The sequence below is a fragment of the Mycolicibacter heraklionensis genome (assembly GCF_019645815.1).
Taxonomy (GTDB): domain Bacteria; phylum Actinomycetota; class Actinomycetes; order Mycobacteriales; family Mycobacteriaceae; genus Mycobacterium; species Mycobacterium heraklionense.
In genome coordinates, this window is record NZ_CP080997.1 from 1,335,419 (window position 1) to 1,355,284 (window position 19,866).

Sequence of the window (19,866 nt, forward strand, 5' to 3'; positions counted from 1 at the left end):
CGGTGTGCTGCGGGCGCTACGTTCGGCCCAGCCGGAATCGGTATTAACGATGTCTTGTGCACAGACAATTCTTGGGTAAGATTAAGCAAACCTGCGCGGGACTCGTCGGAGGGGATTTGTCAATGGAACACCTCGCTCGCCGTTGCGCCACAGTGGCAGCCGCAGCTCTGGGTGTCAGCGGCCTGGTTGCAGTGCTGACGTCGATGACCCCTGCCCTGCCCGACGTACAGATTCGCGACATCGACCTGGCTGCGGCAAACCTCGACGTGACCCCGGGCCTGGACGTGATCGAAAATCACGTCCGCCCGGATTTCGTCGGCAGCGGCGGTGCTGACGGCCCGTACATCAACCTGGGTTCGCTGCTCTTCGGGGGCGGCGACGACGCCTACGGGGTCGGCTCGGCGTTCAATGCGGGCGACCTGGACGCGACGGTGTTGAACGAGTTGACCGGCGGCAGCTTCGATCCGCAGAACCTGCCGCTCGGCGCGCCTTTCACGCCTGACCTCAGCGGGCTGGAGCTCCCGGGTGCCGGCGCGTTCAGCGGCGGAACCGAGCAGACCGCCAACACCGCCGCGGCCGACGCGGTAGCCAACTTCAGCCTCCTGCTGCAGGGGCTCCCGGACCCGCAGCAGACGTTGAGCGCCGCCGTCATCGCGATGGAGTCAGGGTTCAACAGTGCCCTGGTCGCAGCGCAGCAGGCCGCCGCCGAGCGGCTGTTCGGCGACAACCCTGAGTTCAACGACGTGGTGAACTGGATCTTCAGCCTCAACAACACGGTGCTGGCGCAGAATGAGGCCGCGTTCAACGACCTGATGGGCATCAGCTTCGACACCCACGACAGCCTGCTCGGGCACTTCGACCCGGCGATCCTCGACGCCGACTGGACCACCATGCTCGGGTTGAGCCCAGACACGTTCAACGACATCGTCGACGCCATCCAGGGCGACAACCTCGCGCTGCTGTTGGGCAGCATCGACTGGGATGGGCTGTTCGCCGGTCTGTTCTGATCGGTTCGAGGGCCGCCGATCCATTCGGCCGTGCGGCGATAGGGTTTTGGCGTGTCGGATCCGATTCCACGGTTGCTGTTCGTGCATGCCCACCCCGATGACGAAACCCTGACGACCGGGGCGACGATCGCCCACTACGCCGCCCGCGGCGCCGACGTGCACGTGGTGACCTGCACGCTGGGGGAGGAGGGTGAGGTCATCGGGGAACGCTGGGCGCACCTGGCGGTGGCGGCGGCCGACCAGTTGGGTGGATACCGGATCGGGGAGCTGACGGCGGCGCTGCGGGCGCTGGGGGTCGGCCCACCGGAGTTTCTCGGCGGGGCCGGCCGCTGGCGCGACTCGGGAATGACCGGCACCCCGGCGCGGCGACAGCAGCGGTTCATCGACGCCGACGACACCGAGACCGTCGCGGCGCTGGCCACCGTCATCCGCAGGCTGCGCCCGCACGTCGTCGTCAGCTATGACCCGAGCGGTGGTTACGGCCATCCCGACCACATACATGCGCATCACATCACCACTGCGGCGCTGGCCGCAGCGGCAGACGACGCCGACGGCTCCGAATCGGGATGGGCCACGCCGAAGTTCTACTGGACGGTGACCGCCGGCAGCACCAGGCGAACCGCCCTGGAAGAACTGCGGGACGCCGATCGGCTGCCGCAGTGGACGCTGCCGGGCGAGGAGGCGGTCGGGGACTTCCCCGACGACCGGATCGATGCGGTGATCGAGGCCGCTGAGGCTCGCGCGGCCAAGGTGGCAGCCATGAACGCCCACGCCACCCAGATCACCGTCGGGCCGACCGGCCGGGCGTTTGCGCTGTCGAACAACGTGGTCCAGCCGATCTTGGACGCTGAACATTACGTGCTGGCCGCCGGTGCGGCCGGTCCGCGCGACGCGCGGGGATGGGAAACCGATCTCCTGGCCGGACTTCGGCTCGGCGACGACGGCCACCGGGTAAGCTCCTGCTGAGCAGTTTTTGTAGCGGCAAGGACTTAGGTGGTTTAGGCATGGATCCCGATCTGGACCCGAACTTGGAGCACTGGCAGTGGTGGCTCGACAGCTACCAGTGGATGGTCGGTTCGTTGGTCAGCCAGCTGGAGAGCATCCCCACTTGAGCCCCGTCGCGTCGCTCACCGAGCCCGCGATGCCCACTGATACGCCGGCCTTCACCTTCATCGTGCTGGCCCTGCTAGCCCTTGACGGCGTGCTCTGCGCCGTGGCCACCGCGCTGCTGTTGCCCACGCATATCGGTGCCATTCCGTTTCCGCTCAGTGCCCTGGTCGGGGGCCTGGTCAACGCCGGCCTGGTGTGGGTGGCGCTGCGTTGCACGCCGTCGCTGCGGTTGGCCGCGCTGCCGCTGTGGACCTGGCTGCTGACGATCGCGCTGATGACCCTCGGCGGCCCGGGAGACGACCTGATCTTTGCCGACCGCGGCGTGATGGCCTACGGCGTGCTGCTGATGATCGTGCTGGGCAGCGCGCCGCCCGGGTGGGTGCTGTGGCGGCGCCGCCAGGCGCTGGCCGCACCGTCGACGGTCAGGTGACGCTGGCGGACCGTGGGCCGCGGTGTGCGCTCGCCGGCCCGGTTGGCGCGGCGGCTACTGTGGCGCTTATGGCATGCGCGAGATTCCGGATGCGGGTGGCGCGCGGATGACGAACTCGTCGGCCCTGCGCCGCGTCCTGCGACGGGCCCGCGACGGCGTGCTCCTCAATGTCGAGGAAACCGCGATCGCCATGACCGCTCGTGGCAGTGACCTGGCCGACCTGTGTGCCAGCGCCGCTCGGGTCCGAGACGCCGGATTGGTGTCCGGCGGCCGGCGCGGGCCGGGCGGACGGCTGCCGGTGAGCTACTCGCGCAAGGTGTTCATCCCGGTCACGCACCTGTGCCGGGACACCTGCCACTACTGCACCTTCGTCACCGTGCCCGGCGTGCTGCGAGCCCAGGGCAAGCAGATGTACCTGGGGCCCGACGAGATCCTCGACATCGCCCGCCGCGGCGCCGAGTTGGGTTGTAAAGAGGCGCTGTTCACCCTGGGGGACCGGCCCGAGGACCGCTGGCCCGAGGCGCGACAGTGGCTCGACGAGCGCGGCTATGACAGCACCTTGGCCTACGTGCGGGCGATGGCCATCCGGGTGCTGGAGGAGACCGGGCTGCTGCCGCACCTCAACCCCGGGGTGATGAGCTGGTCGGAGATGTCGCGGCTCAAGCCGGTGGCGCCGTCGATGGGCATGATGCTCGAGACCACCTCCCGGCGGCTGTTCGAGACAAAAGGCCTGGCGCACTACGGCAGCCCGGACAAGGACCCGGTGGTGCGTCTGCGCACGCTGGCCGACGCGGGCCGACTCTCGATCCCGTTCACCACCGGCCTGCTGGTCGGCATCGGCGAGACGGTCGCCGAGCGTGCCGACACCTTGCACGCGATCCGCAAGGTGCACAAGGAGTTCGGGCACATTCAGGAAGTCATCGTGCAGAACTTCCGGGCCAAGGAGCACACCGCGATGGCGGCGGTGCCGGACGCGGGTTTCGAGGATTTCCTGGCCACCGTAGCGGCGACCCGGCTGGTGCTGGGCCCCAAGATGCGGGTGCAGGCGCCGCCCAACCTGGTGTCGGCCGAGGAATGCCTGGCGTTGATCGGCGCCGGGGTCGACGACTGGGGCGGGGTGTCACCACTGACCCCCGACCATGTCAATCCGGAGCGGCCCTGGCCCGCGCTGGACGACCTGGCCGCGATCACCGAACGGGCCGGCTATGACCTGGTGCAGCGGCTTACCGCCCAGCCCGACTACGTGCTGGCCGGCGCGGCGTGGATCGATCCGCGAGTGCGCCCGCACGTGGCGGCGCTGGCCGACCCGGACACCGGCTGGGCCCGCGACATCAATCCGGTCGGGCTGGCCTGGCAGGAGCCCGACGACGTGCAGTCCGCCGGCCGGGTGGACCTGCACACCGCGATCGACGTCGACGGCCGAGTCACCGAGACGCGCAGTGATCTGGGCAGTGCGTTCGGGGACTGGGAGTCGATTCGCGAACAGATCCACGACCTGGCCGCCCGTGCGCCGGAACGCGTGGACACCGATGTGCTGGCGGCGCTGCGTTCCGCCGAACGCGACCCGGCCGGCTGCACCGACGCCGAGTACCTGGCATTGGCCACCGCCGACGGACCGGCCATGGATGCCGTTGCCGCACTGGCAGACTCGCTGCGCCGCGACGCCGTCGGCGACGATGTGACCTACGTGGTCAACCGCAACATCAACTTCACCAACATCTGCTACGTCGGTTGCCGGTTCTGTGCGTTCGCCCAGCGCAAGGGGGACGCCGACGCCTTTTCGCTGTCGAACGCCGAGGTCGGCGAACGCGCCTACGAGGCGCACCTGGCGGGCGCCACCGAGGTCTGCATGCAGGGCGGCATCGACCCGGAGCTGCCGGTCACCGGTTACGCCGATCTGGTCCGCGCGGTCAAGGCGCGGGTGCCCTCGATGCACGTGCACGCGTTCTCGCCGATGGAGATCACCAACGGAGTGTCCAAGAGCGGCTTGAGCATTCGGGAATGGCTGATCAGCCTGCGCGAGGCGGGCCTGGGCAGCATTCCGGGCACCGCAGCGGAGATTCTCGACGACGAGATCCGCTGGGTGCTGACCAAAGGCAAGCTGCCGACGTCGATGTGGGTGGAGGTGGTCAGCACCGCGCACGAGGTGGGCCTGCGGTCCAGCTCGACCATGATGTACGGCCACATCGACTCCCCGCGGCACTGGGTCGGGCACATGCGGGTGCTGCGCGATATCCAGGACCGCACAGGTGGTTTCACCGAGTTCGTGCCGCTGCCGTTCGTGCATCAGAGTTCGCCGCTGTACCTGGCCGGCGGGGCGCGGCCCGGCCCGAGTCATCGCGACAACCGCGCAGTACATGCGTTGGCGCGGATCATGCTGCACGGTCGGATCCCCAACATCCAGACCAGCTGGGTCAAGTTGGGGGTGGAGCGCACCCAGGTGATGCTCAATGGCGGCGCCAACGACCTGGGCGGCACCCTGATGGAGGAGACCATCTCCCGGATGGCCGGCTCCGAGCACGGTTCGGCCAAGACCATCGCGGAGCTGACGGCGATCGCCGAGGGTATCGGCCGCCCGGCTCGGCAGCGCACCACCGACTACGCGCCGCTGCCGGCCTAGCCTCCGCTGAGATCAGGCGGGCGGCGGACCCGACCAGCCGTTAGAGCCGGTGGCGCCGGTCTTGCCGTCGGCACCGTTCAGACCTAGGTTCCCGACGCTGCCCTTATAGCCGCCCGAGGGTATTTCACCCGCAGCGCCTCTGGCTCCGCCGCTTCCGCCCGCTCCGCCGGTTCCCCCTATGCCGCCTGTGCCGCCTTCACCGTGCGCGCCATCGTTGCCGGCGCCGAGGGCGATGCCGCCTGCGCCGCCGGCGCCACCTGCGCCGCCGGCGCCGCCGTCCCCACCGGCTCCGCCGTTCCCACCGTCGCCGCCGTTACCGCTGATGGAGCAGCCGCAAATCCCCCTCCCGTCGCCGCCGTTGCCGCCGTTGCCGCCGTTTCCGCCGCTGTCGCCGTTTCCACCTGCGGCGCCGTTTCCGCCGGCTCCACCGATGCCGCCGTCGCCGCGGATCACACCGCCGGCTCCACCGGTCCCTCCAGCTCCGCCCGCCCCTCCAGCCGTTCCGGCGGCGCCGTCTCCGCCCGCGCCGCCGTCTCCGCCGTAGCCGCCGGTGTTACCGATACCGCTGGAGGGATAACCCAGTGTCAGGGCGTACCCGCCCCTACCGCCCGCGCCGCCGTTGGCGCCGTCACCGCCGTTGCCGCCGTTGCCGCCGTCACCGCCGGTACCGAAATCGCTGCCCTGATCACCGCCGTTGCCTCCGGTGCCGCCGTTGCCGCCCGCGCCACCGTTGCCGCCGTCTCCGCCATCCCCGGCGTGGGCAGTGCTGCCATAGTTAACGGTGTCGGCGAGGGCGTCGCCGCCGCGCCCACCGTTGCCGCCGTTGGCGTGGTCGGCGCCGTTACCGCCGTCACCGCCGTTGCCGCCGTTGATGGTTCCAGGCCAGAACTGGGTCATTTCTCCGGCTCCGCCGTTGCCGCCGTCGCCGCCGCGTTGGCCGACGGCGCTGCCATCGCCACCGGCTGTGCCGCTTGACCCATCTCCGCTGCCGTCGGGCGCGCCGTTCAACTTGCCGTTGGTCCCTCTTGGCGCGGCGCCGGTCTGGTTGAAGGCGGGATTGACTCCGTTGGTGCCTGCTGAGCCGTTGCCGCCGGTGCCTCCGTTGCCGCCGTTGCCGATGTTGCCGCCGGCGCCGCCGTTGCCGGCGTTGCCTCCGGTTCCGCTGGTGGTGTTGTCGGGGGTGAGGTAGCCGTTGCCGCCATTGCCTCCGTTTCCGCCGTTGCCGCTGAAGGCGTCGTCGGATCCGCCGTAGCGGCCGTCGGTGCCGTGGGTGCCGGTGGTGGCGCCGTGGCCGCCTTGGCCGCCTTGGCCGATTGTTCCGGCGTCGCCGCCGGCGCCGCCGTTGCCGCCTTGGCCGCCGTGGCTGGTTCCGTCGCCGGCGTTGCCGGCATTTCCGCCATTTCCGCCGGTCCCGCTGTCGCCGCCGTTGCCTCCTGCACCGCCGTTGCCGTCGGAGGCGGGCGGGCGGAAGCCGAAGATGCCGGTTTTGCCTCCTGCGCCGCCGTTGCCTCCTGCGCCGCCGTTGCCGCCTGCGCCGCCGGTTCCTCCTGCGCCGCCGTCGCCACCGTTTCCGCCGGTGGCGGTCACGGTGTTGTCGATGGTGGTGTGGTCGGCGGTGGTTCCGGTGGCATTTCCGCCGTTTCCGGCGTTGCCGCCGTTGCCTGCGGCGGTGCCTGCGCCGCCGTTTCCGCCGGCGCCGCCGATACCACCGATGCCGGCGGCGCCGAACACTGCGGAGCGGCCGCCTGCGCCGCCGTCGCCGCCGGTGCCGCCGGTGAATCCGGCTACGCCGTTGCCTCCGGTAGCGCCGTTGCCGCCGTTGCCTCCGGTGGCGGTGGCGCCGGTGATGGCGTGTGCCGATCCTCCGTCGGCGCCGTTGCCGCCGGCGGCTCCGGTTGCTCCGGTGCCACCAGTGCCGCCGTTGCCGCCGAGTGCGTTGGTGAGGGCGTCGTCGCTGAGGCTGTCTTGGCCGATGCCGCCGTTGCCGCCGCCTTGGGCGCCGGTGTTGCTGAGTGCGCCGTTGGTGCCGTTGCCTCCGCTTTGGCCGGCGGCGTTGAGGGCGGGTTGGGCTCCGCCGTCGGTGCCATCGGTGGCTCGCCCGTCGAGGATGGCGGCGATCCCGTCGGCGCCGCGACCACCGGCTCCGCCGGCTCCGCCGATGCCGCCGTCGCCGAACAGGTAGCCGGCGGCGCCGCCGTTGCCGCCGTTGCCGCCGTTGCCGCCGATTCCGTCGATCCCGTTGAAGCCCGCGCCGCCGGCGCCGCCTGCCCCGCCGTCACCCAAAAGCCAGCCGCCGTGCCCGCCGTTGCCGCCGTTGCCGCCGGCGGCGTCGATATCGGTGCTGTCCAGGCCGTCGCCGCCGTCGCCGCCGTTGCCGATCCATCCGGCGTTGCCGCCGTCGGCGCCGGTCGCTCCGGTGCCGCCGTCACCGAATAGGAACCCGCCGTCGCCGAGGTCCCCGAATGCCCCTGAGCTGCCGAATACGGAGTCGTTGGTTCCGGTGAAGCCGTCAATGCCGTCGCCGACGAGGACGCGGCCGAACAGATACACAAATGGCTCATTGATACTGGTAATGAACTGTCCGACAAAAGGATCAGTCAACGCGGACTGGCCTGCGTCGTGAACTGCACCGACCAACCACTGATCGAATCCGGTCACCACCTCACCTAGGGCCGGTCCCGCAGACGCCTCAGCCCAGCTGAAATCCAGTCCGTCCCACCAGTTCGCCGAATCCCACTGCGGTGACTCCCACCCAGACGGATCGAACAAATCAGCCAACCAGTCCAAACCATCGGCCTGAGCCGACGGCGCCCCCACCACCCCCAACGCCAAAAACGCCCCAACACCCGCACGAACCCGGCCACCACCGGGGCCGCCCTTCACACCCTGCCTACGCGTCATAACAACTGCTCCCTTCACGATCCACTAAGACAACTCCGGTGAAAAGCCCTGCATGCCGGGGCATGCAGGGCTTCTCGCCGGCCTACGGAGTCAGCTCCCGGGCTGGCCGTCGGCGCCGTTGTCACCAGCGGCGCCTTGGCTGCCGCTGGTACCAGTCGTTCCGCTGCTGCCGACGATTCCGCCCGCGACCGCCGTGCCGGCTGCGCCCGCCGCGCCGCCGGTGCCGCCTGCCCCGCCGGTCCCGCCGGTGCCGCCGGTGCCGCCGGTGCCAGCGTCGCCGTCGTCGCCCGCACCGAGGGCTTTGCCGCCCGCTCCGCCGTTGCCGCCCGCTCCGCCGGTACCGCCCGTTCCGCCGGTTCCCGCGGTACCGCCGTTGCCGCCATTGCCACTAGTGCTGCCGGAAATCTGGGCGGCGCCACCGGTTCCGCCGGCCCCGCCGTTGCCACCGACATCGCCGGTGCCGCCGGTGCCGCCGGTGCCCCCCGCGCCGCCGGCGCCACCGTTGCCGCTGATGGTGCCGCCGCTGCCGCCGGCGCCGCCGACCCCTCCGGAGCCGCCGCTCTGTCCGGCCGCGCCGGTGCCGCCGGTGCCACCGTTGCCGCCGTTACCAGCGACGCTGAAACCGGGGTTCTCGACGCTGGTGCCGATCGCGCCGCCGGCGCCGCCGTTTCCGCCGTTGGCCCCGGCGCCGCCGTCACCGCCGTCACCGCCGGTGCCACCGAAGCCGCGGTTGGCGATCCCCGACGTGGTGCCGACGCCGCCGCCGGTCCCGCCGTTACCTCCGGCGCCGCCGTCACCGCCGTGGCCGCCTTGCCCCCCATCGCCGCCGTTGGCGGTGACGATTCCTGAGTTTCTGCCGTAGGCGACGCCGCCGTTGCCACCATTGCCACCATTGGCGAGATCGCCGCCGTTGCCGCCGTTGCCGCCGTTGCCGCCGTTGGTGCTGCCACCGTTGCCGCTGTTGATGAAGGCGCCCTGGCCGTTGCCGCCGGTGCCGCCGCCCTGGCCCACGGCGCTGCCGTTGCCGCCGTTGCCGCCGTTTGCGCCGTTGCCGCTGGAGGTGCTGCCTGATTGGCTGGTTCCGTTTGCGGCGGTGCTGGTTTGGTTGGCGGTGGGGTTGGTGCCGTTGGCGCCGAGGGCGCCGTTGCCGCCGGTGCCGCCGTTTCCGCCATTGCCGATGATTCCGGCATTGCCGCCGGCGCCGCCGGCGCCGCCATCGGTCCCAGGTGCGGTGGCATCGAGGCCGTTGCCGCCGTCGCCGCCGTTGCCGCCGGTGGCCTGCGTGCCGTCGGCGCCCCCGGTGCCTGCCGTGCCGCCGGTGCCGCCAATGCCTGCCGTGCCGCCGGTGCCACCAACGCCTGCGGTCCCGCGGTCACCACCGTTGCCGCCGCGGCCACCGTCGACGTGGGTGGTGTCGCCATCGGCGCCTATACCGCCGTTGCCGGCGTTGCCGGCGTTGCCGGCGTTGGCGCCGTTTCCGCCGTCGCCGTTGGTGCCTTGGGCACCGTGGGCCGCGATTCCGGCGTTGCCGCCGGCGCCGCCGGTGCCGCCGTTTCCACCGGCACCGCCATCACCGCCGTCGTGGCCGGCACCGTCGTCGACCCCGGTTACGCCGGCGGCACCGTTGTGGCCGTTGCCGCCGTTGCCGCCGGTGGCGCCGTTGCCGCCGTCTCCACCGTTTCCGGCGTTACCGGCCAGCGCGCCACCGTCACCGCCGTGGCCACCGGCACCACCGGCACCACCGTTACCGCCGCTGGTACCGGACTCACCGAAATCGACGCCGTCCACCCCGTTGGCTCCGCTTGCGGCGTGGCCGCCGGTACCGCCGTTGCCGCCGTTGCCGATGTTTCCGCCTGCGCCGCCTGCGCCGCCGTTGCCGCCTGTGCCGCCATTGCCGGATTGGGCTGGGTTGAGGGTGGTCAGGTAGCCGGTGCCGCCGGCGCCGCCGTTGCCGCCGTTGCCGCTGATGGTGTTGGTTGCGCCGTAGAGGCCGTCGGTGCCGTTGGTACCTGCGGTGGCGCCGGTACCGCCGTGGCCGCCGAGGCCGATCGCTCCGGCGTCACCGCCTGCGCCGCCTGCGCCGCCGTTGCCGCCCTGGGTGGTTGCGTCCGGCGGCTCCGCCGTTGCCGGCGTTTCCGCCGGTGCCACTGTTGCCGCCTGCGCCGCCTGCGCCGCCGTCTCCGTCAGCGGCTGAGGGGCGCAGTCCGAAAATTCCGGTCTTGCCGCCGGCGCCACCGTTACCGCCGGCACCACCATTGCCGCCGGCACCTCCGACGCCGCCGTTTCCGCCGTTGCCGCCGGTGGCGGTCACGGTGCTGTCGACGGTGGTGTTGTCGGGTGTGGTTCCTGCGGCCAGGCCGCCGGCGCCACCGGTTCCGCCGTCGCCGCCAGCGGTACCTACGCCGCCGGCCCCGCGGCGCCACCGATACCGCCGATACCGGCGGCACCGAACAGGCCGGAGCGGCCGCCGGCGCCACCATCACCGCCGGCGCCCCCGGCGAAGCCGGATACGCCGTTGCCGCCGTTGCCGCCGTTGCCGCCGTTGCCGCCAATGGCGGTTGCAGTGCTGTGCGCCTGCGCTGAACCGCCATCAGCGCCGTTGCCGCCGGCTGCCCCCGTTGCTCCGTTGCCGCCGGATCCGCCGGCTCCGCCGACGGCATTGGTGACACCGTCGTCGCTCAGGCTGTCCTGGCCCGAGCCGCCGTGGCCACCGGCCTGGGCGCCGGTGGCGCTGAGCGCGCCGTCGCTGCCGTTGCCACCGGCCAGGCCCGCGGCGTTGAGGGCGGGCAGTAGCCCGCCGTCAGCACCGTCGGTGGCTCGCCCGTCGAGGACTGGTGCGATGCCGTCAGCGCCGCGCCCGCCGGCGCCGCCAGCACCGCCGGTGCCGCCGGCACCGAACAAGAATCCGCTGGCACCGCCGTCGCCGCCGGCGCCTCCGGCACTGCCGGCGCCGTCGACACCGTTGAATCCGGCCCCGCCGGCGCCTCCGATGCCGCCGTTGCCCAGCAGCCAGCCGCCTGCGCCGCCGTTTCCGCCGATCCCGCCGGCTACCGCGGCATCGGTGCTGTCCAGGCCGAACCCGCCTGCGCCGCCGTTGCCGATCCAACCGGCGTCGCCACCATCGGCGCCGGCTGCTCCGGCACCGCCATTGCCGAACAGGAAGCCGCCGTCACCGAGATCTCCGAAGATCCCTGAGCTGCCGAACAATGAGTCGTTGGTTCCGGTGAAGCCATCGATGCCGTTGCCGAGCAGTTCGCGGCCGAACAGGTACACGAACGGGTCATTGACGACCGAGACGATCTGCGAGACAAACGGATCGGCCAACACTGACTGGCCCACTCCGTTAACGGTCTCGACCAGCCACTGATCGAAATCGGTCAGGGAACTGCTGAAGGCCGCTCCCGCCAACGGGTCATTCCATGCCAGATCCAGGCTGTCCCACCAAGGTGTTGAGTCCCAGCCCGACGTCGCCCACAGGGTCGGATCGAACAGATCGGACAACCAGTCCAGTTCGTCTGCTTGGGCTGGCGGTGCTACCGCCGACCCTAAGGCCAAAAACGCGCCCACGCCCGCCGCAGCGCACCCGCGCCGGGCACTCCCACGCGCACCAACCCACCCAACGCTGGGACTACCCTTCACGACCTGCCGACGCGCCATGACACCGCTCCCTCCGAGCTGCAAAACCGCAAACCAACCTGAGAACGCCTCAAGTTGTGCTAAGGGAACCGGATGCCGAAAACCGTGTCCACCCAATGCATCACCATGAAAGAAATGTGCAGGGCTCGGATGTAGAGAAATCTGCCGAGGCGTTGCGGCGTCAAATCGACCGGTCGTTCAGATCAGCCTAGGGGAAGCTGATTATGCTGGTGGACAGCAGAATTAGATTTATACGCATCGAGATACGAATTCGTCTCTGCGCGTCATTCGGCCTATTCCCCTGCTGCGCAAGGACGTATGCTAAGGGCTCATCGATCGCGCCCGCAGTGACGCTCGTTACAGTCGTGCCGCGAGCTCGGTGCCCTGCTTGATTGCCCGCTTGGCATCCAACTCGGAAGCGAGCGCCGCCCCGCCGATGATGTGCGGGGTCATACCGCGCATCCGCAAGCCGTCCTCGAGATCGCGCACCGACTCCTGCCCGGCACAGATCACCACGTTGTCCACGGCCAACACGCGCGGGCGTGACTTCGTCGGGCCGTAGCTGATGTGCAGCCCGTCGTCGTCGATGCGGTCGTAGTTCACCCCGGAGAGCTGTTGGACGTTCTTGGCCTTCAAGGATGCCCGGTGGACCCAGCCACTGGTCTTGCCCAACTTGCGGCCCTGGGCGCCTTCGGAGCGGGCCAGCAGATAGACCTGGCGGGCCGGTGGGGCCGGGTCCGGTGGAATCAGCGCGCCCCTGGCCTCCCACGGGTCGGCGGCGCCCCACTCGGCCTTCCACTCCTTGAGGTGCAGCGTCGGCGAGGAGTCGGGTGAATCCAGGACCAGGAACTCACTGACGTCGAAACCGATCCCGCCGGCACCCACCACCGCGACCGCGGGGCCGACCGGCCGGCCGGCGATCGCCTCGGCATACGACATCACCATCGGGTGCTCGATGCCCGGGATCTGGGGGATCCGAGGTTTGACCCCGGTGGCCAGCACCACCTCGTCGAAGCCGGTCAGCTCCTCGACGTGGGCGCGGCTGCCCAGACGTACTGTCACCGCGTACTTGTCCAGCATGGTGGTGTAGTAGCGGATCGTCCCGGCGAACTCCTCTTTGCCCGGAATCCTTCTGGCCAAGTCGAATTGGCCGCCGATGAACTCGTTCGCCTCGAACAGCGTCACCGCGTGCCCGCGTTCGGCGGCCGACACTGCCGCCGACAGCCCGGCCGGGCCGGCGCCCACCACCGCGATGCGCCGGCGCCGCCGCGCCGGACGCAGCACCAGCGTGGTCTCGTGACCGGCTCGGGGGTTGACCAGGCAGGAGACCTTCTTGTGCACGAAGGCGTGGTCCAGGCAGGCCTGATTGCATGCGATGCAGGTATTGATCTCCGCAGCCCGGCCCTCGGCGGCCTTGTGCACCCAGTCCGGGTCGGCCAGCATCGGGCGGGCCATCGAAATCAAGCGCACCGAGGTCTCGGCCAGGACCTGTTCAGCCGCCTGCGGCATGTTGATCCGGTTGGACGCCACCACCGGGATCGTGATGTGGTCGGCGACGGCGCTGCTGATGTTGACGAAAGCATTGCCCGGGACCGACGTGACGATGGTCGGCACCCGTGCTTCATGCCAGCCGAAGCCGGAGTTGATCATGGTGGCGCCAGCTGCCTCGACTTCGGTTGCCAGCGTGAGGATCTCCTCCCAGCTCTGGCCATCTTCGACGTAGTCGGCCATCGACATCCGGTAGCAGATGATGAAGTCGTCGCCGACCGCCGCGCGGGTGCGAGCCACGATCTGCACCGGGAAGCGGCGCCGGTTGTCGGCGGTACCGCCGTAGGCGTCGGTGCGCCTGTTGGTGCGCGGCGCCAGGAACTGGTTTACCAGGTAGCCCTCGCTGCCCATGATCTCCACGCCGTCATAGCCGGCCTCGCGGGCGAGTTCGGCGGCTCGGGCGAAGTCGGCGATCGTCGACTCGACCCCGCGCGTGGACAACGCCCTGGGCCGGAAGGGATTGATCGGCGCCTTGATGCTCGACGCACTGACCGAAAGCGGATGGTAGGCATAGCGTCCCGCGTGCAGTATCTGCAGCGCGATCTTGCCGCCGGCGTCGTGCACCGCGTCGGTGATGCGCCGATGGCGTCGCGCGTCGGCGCGGGTGGTCATCGCTGAGGCGAACGGCAGCAGCCAGCCCGACCGGTTCGGGGCGTATCCACCGGTGATGATCAGCCCCACACCGCCGCGGGCGCGCGCCGCGAAGTACTCGGCCAGTTTGCCGGTGTCGCCGGCACGGTCTTCCAGGCCGGTGTGCATCGAACCCATGACCACGCGGTTGGGCAGGGTCGTGAATCCCAGGTCCAGCGGGGACATCAAGATCGGGTATGGATTGGTGGATTCTGTTGTCACAGTGTCCTCTTCACCTCAGTGCCTGTTCGACCTCGTCGAGCCAGTCGATCGCGCTCTCCTCCGCACGAATACCGCCGCGCAACACCAGGTACTGATGGAGTGCGGCGCCTGTCAGTGAACTGGGATCGGGGAATTGCTTCTTCTCCAGTGCGCGGTAGATGTCCAATCGCTCGCTACGTTCGGTGCGCAGGTCGACGGCCTGTTCGCGCACCGTGGCGCGGTCGCTGTGGCCGGCGCCGCGGATCTTGACCGCCAGTTCGCGCAGCCGGTTGTCCACCACCGAGCTTCCGCGCCCGGCCAGCGGAGCCGCGATCCAACGGGCCAGCTCCGCGCGGCCTGCCTCGGCGACGGTGTAGACCTTCTTGTCCGGGCGGCCTTGCTGGGCCACCTCGGTCACCTGCACCCAGCCGTCGGCCTCCATGGTTCGTAGCGTCCGATAGATCTGCTGGTGGGTGGCGCTCCAGAAATAGCCGATCGAGCGGTCGAAGCGGTGCGCGAGCTCATAGCCCGAACCCGACTGCTCGCTCAGCGACACCAGGATCGCGTGCGGAAGTGCCACGCGGGGAAGCATAGGCAGGCGTGAGCCACCTATGCAACTAGTTGCACAGCAACTGGGTGCATAGTCCGTACCGTGGTGGTAGCGACGCCGCAGCGGCCTCTACTATCAGGACCGATGAATCCGCCCCGTGTCCCCGCAGCCTCGTGAGTCCCGTGCGCGGCGGCAGATCGGCCGCACTGCCGACGTTTCCGTGGGACACCCTGGCCGCGGCGACGGCGTTGGCCAAGGCGCACCCCGACGGCATCGTGGACCTGTCCGTCGGCACCCCGGTCGACCCCGTCGCCCCGATCATCCGCGAGGCGCTGGCGGCAGCGTCGTCCGCGCCGGGTTATCCCGCCACCGCCGGTACTCCGGCGCTGCGCGCCTCGGCGGTGGCCGCCCTGGAACGGCGCTATGGGATCACCGGCCTGGCAGAGTCGGCGATTCTGCCCGTCATCGGCACCAAGGAACTCATCGCCTGGCTGCCGAGCCTGCTCGGCCTCGGCGAGCAGGACGTGGTCGTGGTCCCCGAACTGGCCTATCCGACCTACGAGGTCGGCGCCCGGCTGGCTGGGGCCCGCTGGGTGCGCAGCGACGCCCCGCACCTACTCGACGGTCCGCCACCGGCCCTGGTGTACCTGAATTCGCCGAGCAACCCGACTGGGGCGATCAAGACCGCCGACGAGCTGCGCGCCGTCGTCGGCTGGGCCCGCGAGCACGACGTGCTGGTGGTCTCCGATGAGTGCTACCTGGGTCTGGGCTGGGAGGCCGAGCCGCGGTCGGTGCTGCACCCGGCGGTGTGCGACGGCGACCACCGCGGCCTGCTGGCGGTGCACTCGCTGTCGAAGACCTCGTCGCTGGCGGGCTACCGGGCCGGTTTCGTCGCCGGGGACGCCGCGGTGGTGGCCGAACTGCTGGCGGTACGCAAACACGCCGGGATGATGGTGCCCACCCCGATTCAGGCAGCCATGGTGGCCGCCTTCGACGACGATGAGCACGAGCGCGAACAGCGTGACCGCTACGCCCGCCGCCGCGCGACGCTACTGCCGGCGATGCAGGCGGCCGGGTTCACCGTGGAGTTGTCCCAGGGTGGGCTCTACTTGTGGGCCACCCGCGGTGAGGGGTGCCGGAACAGTGTCGAGTGGCTGGCGCAGCGCGGCATCCTGGTGGCGCCGGGCGAGTTCTACGGGCCGGCGGGCGCCCAGTACGTGCGGGTGGCGCTCACCGCCACCGACGAGCGGATCGCGGCGGCGGCCGCCCGGCTGGGTTAGCCGCCCGGCGCGCCGCATTCGCCGGTGAGAATCCGCTCGATCGCGTCGTGCTCCGCCTGGGTCACCCATAGGCCGTAGCCGGACTTCACCGCGACGATCCGGGAGACGTAGGCGCAGCGGTAGGACTTGTTGGGCGGCAGCCAGGTGGCCGCGTCGCCATCGCCCTTCTGCTCGTTGATCGGCCCGCTGGTGGCCTGCAGGTTCAGCGGATCGTTGGCGAAGTTGCGGCGGGTGAGCTCATTCCACTGCTGGGCGCCCTTCTGCCAGGCATCCGACAACGCCACGACATGGTCGATCTGTACCGCGGGGGAGGTGCCCCGACCGCGCTGGAACGGGATCGCAGTACCGGTGTAGGGATCATTCAAGACGCCGGATGCCACCACGCAATCGGTTGTGCCCGGCTTGATCTCGATATCGACGAGGTCGCGGCGCAGGATGTCGTTGCGGGTGTCGCAGCCGTTGTGCCCGCCGGGCACCGTGACGTCGTCGCTCCATGCCTGGCCGAACAGGGCGCGGCTATAGCCGGTCTTGGGCGCGCGGCCTTTGATCGGCAGCGCGTTGAGCAGGCCCAGTTCGGCGGTTCCGTCGGCGGAGCCCACCGGAGCCGGGTCCGCGGTGGCAGCCGGCGCGACGATCAGCAGGGCCGCGGCGAGCACTACAAAACGCCCCGGCCACCTGCGTCGCTGGTCGACCACGCCACCTCCCCGTCTCTCCGGAACTGGCGCGGACGCTATCAGCACGCTCCGACATGACCGGCTTGGCTGCCGCGACTGGGGCGGTCCGATGCCCGAGCCGATCCGAGGTCAGGTAGTGAGTGCCAGCGCATCCCAAAGGTATTTTCGAGGATCAGGCGGCATAGATCAGTTCGCGCGTCTGCATGACGTCGTGCCTGAAGTAGGGGTTCGCCAGGCCTGACGGTGTCACCACGTCAACTGGCCGTCCGATGATTTCTTCAAGTCCCTCTTTGAGCGCGAAGAACTTGTCGAAATCCGGTCCCTCTCCGAACTCCACGAGGACGTCGACATCACTCGTGTTGACGTCAAAGGAGTCACTGACAGCGGAACCGAACACGTCCAGGCGGCGCACCGACAGGTCGCGGCACAAGGCTTGAATCTGCTGTCGCTTCGACTCGACCAGTTCGTGCATCACTGTCACCTCCACCTGCGTATTCTGCCCTACCGGTAGCGCCAATGAGATCAATGCGATGGTGCGGGTAAGTCGGCGAGTTAGCTTTTTCGAACTCGAACCGCCCGTTGGTCGGCAACCCGGTTGTCGTGCGTCAGATTCGTACGCAGGCCCTCCGGCAGGAGCTTGAAATCGAATGGGCTGGTGCTGTTGAACGCGAGTCCGGCCGCAATAGGCTGAATAGATGCGCATCCATCCCGAGGTCGCCGATGCGTTGGCCACCGGCCGGGCCGTGGTGGCGCTGGAGAGCACCATCATCAGCCACGGTCTGCCGCGTCCGGACAATCTGCGCATCGCCCGCGCCATCGAGAACGCGGTGCGCGCCGGCGGAGCGGTCCCCGCCACCATCGCGATCATCGACGGCCAGCCGCACATCGGCCTCGACGACGAAGCGCTGCACCGCATTGCCACCGGTGGCACGGCGATCAAAGTCAGTGTCCGCGAGATCGCGATGCTGGCCGCGGTGGGCGGCGACGGTGCGACCACGGTCGCGTCGACTGCGCATCTGGCGGCGGCCGCCGGGATCACGGTGTTCGCGACCGGTGGGCTGGGCGGCGTGCACCGCGGCGCGCGGGACAGTTACGACGAGTCCGCGGACCTGACCACGTTGTCGCGTACCCCGGTGCTGGTGGTGTGTTCGGGCGTCAAGTCGATTCTGGACATCGGCGCGACGTTGGAGCGGTTGGAGACGCTGTCGGTGGGGGTGATCGGCTACCGCACCGACCGCTTCCCGGCCTTCTATCTCACCGACTCCGGCCACCCGCTCGACTGGTGGGTCCAGACCCCGAAGCAGGCCGCCGCGGTGCTGCGGGCCCGCGCCCGGCTGGGCACCGACGGCTACGGCCTGGTGCTGGCCAACCCGATCCCCGCCGACGCCGAGCTGGACCGCGAGCTGCATGACCGAGTGCTGGCCGACGGGCTGGCCGCCGCCGAGGCCGCGGACGTACACGGCAAGGACGTCACCCCGTTCTTGCTCGACTACTTCCACCGCGAGACGCACGGCGCCTCGGTGGCCGCCAACGTCGCACTGGTGCTGGCCAATGCGCGGCTGGCCGCCGAGATCGCCGTGGCCTACGCGGGCGGCTGAACGGGCGCGAAAGCCGATCCGGGCGCATTCTGGATTATGGACGCCATCACCGAAGTGCCGGTTCCGGTCAACGAGCCGGTGCACGACTACGCCCCGGATTCTGCCGAGCTTGCCCGGCTGCGCACCGCCCTGACCGCGCTCGCCGACCAACCGCGCGACCTGCCGCACGTCATCGCGGGCCGGCATCGGATGGGCGACGGCGCGCGTATCGACGTCGTCGCGCCGCACCGGCACACCGCCGTGCTGGGCACGCTGACCAACGCCACCCACGCTGAGGCCACCGCCGCGGTCGAAGCCGCCGCCGCGGCCAAGAACGACTGGGCGGCAACCCCGTTCGACGAGCGCGCGGCGATCTTCCTGCGCGCCGCCGACCTGCTGGCCGGACCGTGGCGGGAGACCATCGCCGCCGCGGGCATGCTCGGCCAGTCCAAGACCGCCTATCAGGCCGAGATCGACGCGCCCTGCGAGCTCATCGACTTCTGGCGGTTCAACGTCGCTTTCGCCCGTCAGATCCTGGCGCAGCAACCGCTCAGCAGCCCGGGAGTGTGGAACCGCAGCGACTATCGGCCACTGGACGGGTTCGTCTACGCCATCACCCCGTTCAACTTCTCCTCGATCGCCGGCAATCTGCCGACGGCGCCGGCGCTGCTGGGCAACACGGTGATCTGGAAGCCGTCCGTCACCCAGACCCTGGCCGCCTACCTGACCATGCAGCTGCTGGAGGAGGCCGGGCTGCCGCCGGGGGTGATCAACCTGCTCACCGGTGACGGGTACGCGGTTTCGGAGGTGGCGCTGGCGGATTCGCGGCTGGCCGGAATCCACTTCACCGGCTCGACCGACACGTTCCGCGCGCTGTGGCGTCAGGTGGGCGCCAACATCGACCGGTACGGCAGCTATCCCCGGCTGGTGGGGGAGACCGGCGGCAAGGACTTCGTGGTGGCGCACGTGTCGGCGCGGCCGGATGTGTTGCGTACCGCGCTGATTCGCGGCGCCTTCGACTACCAGGGGCAGAAGTGCTCGGCCGCCTCGCGGGCCTATATCCCGTCTTCGCTGTGGCGGCAGTTCGGCGACGACCTGCTGGCCGCCACGGCGGAGCTGCGCTACGGCGACGTCACCGACCTGACGAACTTCGGCGGTGCGCTCATCGACAGGCGGGCGTTCGCCAAGAACGTGCGCGCCATCGAGCGCGCCAAGTCCGCCCCGGGTGTCGAGATTGCCGTCGGCGGTGACTACGACGACAGCTTGGGCTATTTCGTGCGGCCCACGGTGCTGCTCTCCGACGATCCGACCGACGAGATGTTCAGCTGCGAATACTTCGGCCCGCTGCTGTCGGTACACGTCTACCCCGACGAGCAATACGAGCAGATCCTCGACCTCGTCGACACCGGATCGCGCTACGCGCTGACCGGGGCGGTCATCGCCGAGGACCGGCGCGCGGTCCGCACGGCGCTGCAACGGCTGCGGTTCGCCGCCGGCAACTTCTACATCAACGACAAGCCGACCGGGGCGGTGGTGGGCCAGCAGCCGTTCGGCGGGTCGCGCAACTCGGGCACCAACGACAAGGCGGGCTCGCCGCTGAACCTGCTGCGCTGGACGTCGGCGCGAACCATCAAAGAGACCTTCGTCCCACCCACCGATCATCGCTACCCGCACATGGCCGCGCCGTGAGCCTGATACCCTG

The 19,866-nt window shown here is 70.1% G+C and carries 14 protein-coding genes and 1 pseudogene; 7 read left to right on the forward strand and 8 right to left on the reverse strand.

Translation table 11 applies throughout. The features are described 5' to 3' along the window. The first annotated feature begins 122 nt into the window (after window positions 1-122). The 4 genes from K3U94_RS06410 (at window position 123) to K3U94_RS06425 (ending at window position 5,167) form a co-directional block, all read left to right on the forward strand. Window positions 123-1,007, forward strand: a complete 885-nt coding sequence (locus K3U94_RS06410) for a hypothetical protein (protein ID WP_230987453.1) — start codon at window positions 123-125, stop codon at window positions 1,005-1,007. A gap of 51 nt (window positions 1,008-1,058) precedes the next feature. Then, the gene (mshB, locus tag K3U94_RS06415; protein ID WP_220695959.1) at window positions 1,059-1,973 is read left to right on the forward strand and encodes an N-acetyl-1-D-myo-inositol-2-amino-2-deoxy-alpha-D-glucopyranoside deacetylase; all 915 of its coding nucleotides are present in this window, start codon (window positions 1,059-1,061) and stop codon (window positions 1,971-1,973) included. A 175-nt stretch (window positions 1,974-2,148) separates the two neighbouring features. Continuing rightward, window positions 2,149-2,547 carry a hypothetical protein gene (locus K3U94_RS06420; RefSeq protein ID WP_220696698.1) on the forward strand — a complete coding sequence of 133 codons (399 nt, stop codon included), beginning with the start codon at window positions 2,149-2,151 and terminating at the stop codon, window positions 2,545-2,547. 73 nt (window positions 2,548-2,620) lie between these two features. Continuing rightward, entirely contained in the window at window positions 2,621-5,167 is a 2,547-nt protein-coding gene (locus tag K3U94_RS06425) for a bifunctional FO biosynthesis protein CofGH (protein ID WP_220695960.1), read from the forward strand. A gap of 12 nt (window positions 5,168-5,179) precedes the next feature. Here the strand turns inward: K3U94_RS06425 and K3U94_RS24070 are convergent, their stop codons facing one another. The 6 genes from K3U94_RS24070 to K3U94_RS06455 form a co-directional block, all read right to left on the reverse strand. After that, a complete protein-coding gene (locus K3U94_RS24070; protein WP_220695961.1) occupies window positions 5,180-8,068 on the reverse strand; it encodes a PE family protein in 2,889 nt (962 codons plus the stop codon). A gap of 90 nt (window positions 8,069-8,158) precedes the next feature. Beyond that, complete coding sequence (locus tag K3U94_RS24075; RefSeq protein ID WP_220695962.1) at window positions 8,159-10,216, reverse strand: PE family protein; 2,058 nt, start codon at window positions 10,214-10,216, stop codon at window positions 8,159-8,161. Beyond that, entirely contained in the window at window positions 10,128-10,379 is a 252-nt protein-coding gene (locus tag K3U94_RS24080; protein ID WP_220695963.1) for a hypothetical protein, read from the reverse strand. Before K3U94_RS24080 ends, K3U94_RS24075 begins: the two co-directional genes overlap by 89 nt. A gap of 86 nt (window positions 10,380-10,465) precedes the next feature. After that, the gene (locus tag K3U94_RS24085; protein ID WP_220695964.1) at window positions 10,466-11,569 is read right to left on the reverse strand and encodes a hypothetical protein; all 1,104 of its coding nucleotides are present in this window, start codon (window positions 11,567-11,569) and stop codon (window positions 10,466-10,468) included. 492 nt (window positions 11,570-12,061) lie between these two features. Beyond that, window positions 12,062-14,068: an NADPH-dependent 2,4-dienoyl-CoA reductase gene (locus tag K3U94_RS06450; protein ID WP_220696699.1), complete on the reverse strand. Its 2,007-nt coding sequence runs from the start codon at window positions 14,066-14,068 to the stop codon at window positions 12,062-12,064. 46 nt (window positions 14,069-14,114) lie between these two features. After that, window positions 14,115-14,663 carry a PadR family transcriptional regulator gene (locus tag K3U94_RS06455; protein ID WP_220695965.1) on the reverse strand — a complete coding sequence of 183 codons (549 nt, stop codon included), beginning with the start codon at window positions 14,661-14,663 and terminating at the stop codon, window positions 14,115-14,117. Window positions 14,664-14,815: 152 nt separating this feature from the next. Here K3U94_RS06455 and dapC point away from each other — a divergent pair, with 152 nt between their 5' ends. Further along, complete coding sequence (gene dapC / locus K3U94_RS06460) at window positions 14,816-15,913, forward strand: succinyldiaminopimelate transaminase (protein WP_220695966.1); 1,098 nt, start codon at window positions 14,816-14,818, stop codon at window positions 15,911-15,913. 8 nt (window positions 15,914-15,921) lie between these two features. Here the strand turns inward: dapC and K3U94_RS06465 are convergent. After that, window positions 15,922-16,608 (reverse strand): annotated as a pseudogene (locus K3U94_RS06465) (GmrSD restriction endonuclease domain-containing protein); the annotation flags it as partial. A gap of 151 nt (window positions 16,609-16,759) precedes the next feature. Beyond that, complete coding sequence (locus K3U94_RS06470; protein WP_047317623.1) at window positions 16,760-17,059, reverse strand: nucleotidyltransferase family protein; 300 nt, start codon at window positions 17,057-17,059, stop codon at window positions 16,760-16,762. A gap of 223 nt (window positions 17,060-17,282) precedes the next feature. Between K3U94_RS06470 and K3U94_RS06475 the strand changes: the two genes are divergently transcribed. Together K3U94_RS06475 and pruA are read left to right on the forward strand one after the other, a co-directional pair. Next, window positions 17,283-18,185, forward strand: a complete 903-nt coding sequence (locus K3U94_RS06475; protein WP_047317128.1) for a pseudouridine-5'-phosphate glycosidase — start codon at window positions 17,283-17,285, stop codon at window positions 18,183-18,185. A 36-nt stretch (window positions 18,186-18,221) separates the two neighbouring features. Next, window positions 18,222-19,853 carry an L-glutamate gamma-semialdehyde dehydrogenase gene (gene pruA, locus K3U94_RS06480; RefSeq protein WP_220695968.1) on the forward strand — a complete coding sequence of 544 codons (1,632 nt, stop codon included), beginning with the start codon at window positions 18,222-18,224 and terminating at the stop codon, window positions 19,851-19,853. The last annotated feature ends 13 nt before the right edge of the window (window positions 19,854-19,866 follow it).

What these genes read in the sequence shown, in the direction of transcription:
- K3U94_RS06450 (WP_220696699.1), bottom strand. Translation starts at nt 14,068, where the DNA reads ATGTCCCCGCTGGACCTGGGATTCACGACCCTGCCCAACCGCGTGGTC.
- K3U94_RS06475 (WP_047317128.1), top strand. Translation starts at nt 17,283, where the DNA reads ATGCGCATCCATCCCGAGGTCGCCGATGCGTTGGCCACCGGCCGGGCC.
- K3U94_RS06420 (WP_220696698.1), top strand. Translation starts at nt 2,149, where the DNA reads ATGCCCACTGATACGCCGGCCTTCACCTTCATCGTGCTGGCCCTGCTA.
- K3U94_RS06425 (WP_220695960.1), top strand. Translation starts at nt 2,621, where the DNA reads ATGCGCGAGATTCCGGATGCGGGTGGCGCGCGGATGACGAACTCGTCG.
- K3U94_RS24070 (WP_220695961.1), bottom strand. Translation starts at nt 8,068, where the DNA reads ATGACGCGTAGGCAGGGTGTGAAGGGCGGCCCCGGTGGTGGCCGGGTT.
- pruA (WP_220695968.1), top strand. Translation starts at nt 18,222, where the DNA reads ATGGACGCCATCACCGAAGTGCCGGTTCCGGTCAACGAGCCGGTGCAC.
- K3U94_RS06470 (WP_047317623.1), bottom strand. Translation starts at nt 17,059, where the DNA reads ATGCACGAACTGGTCGAGTCGAAGCGACAGCAGATTCAAGCCTTGTGC.
- K3U94_RS06410 (WP_230987453.1), top strand. Translation starts at nt 123, where the DNA reads ATGGAACACCTCGCTCGCCGTTGCGCCACAGTGGCAGCCGCAGCTCTG.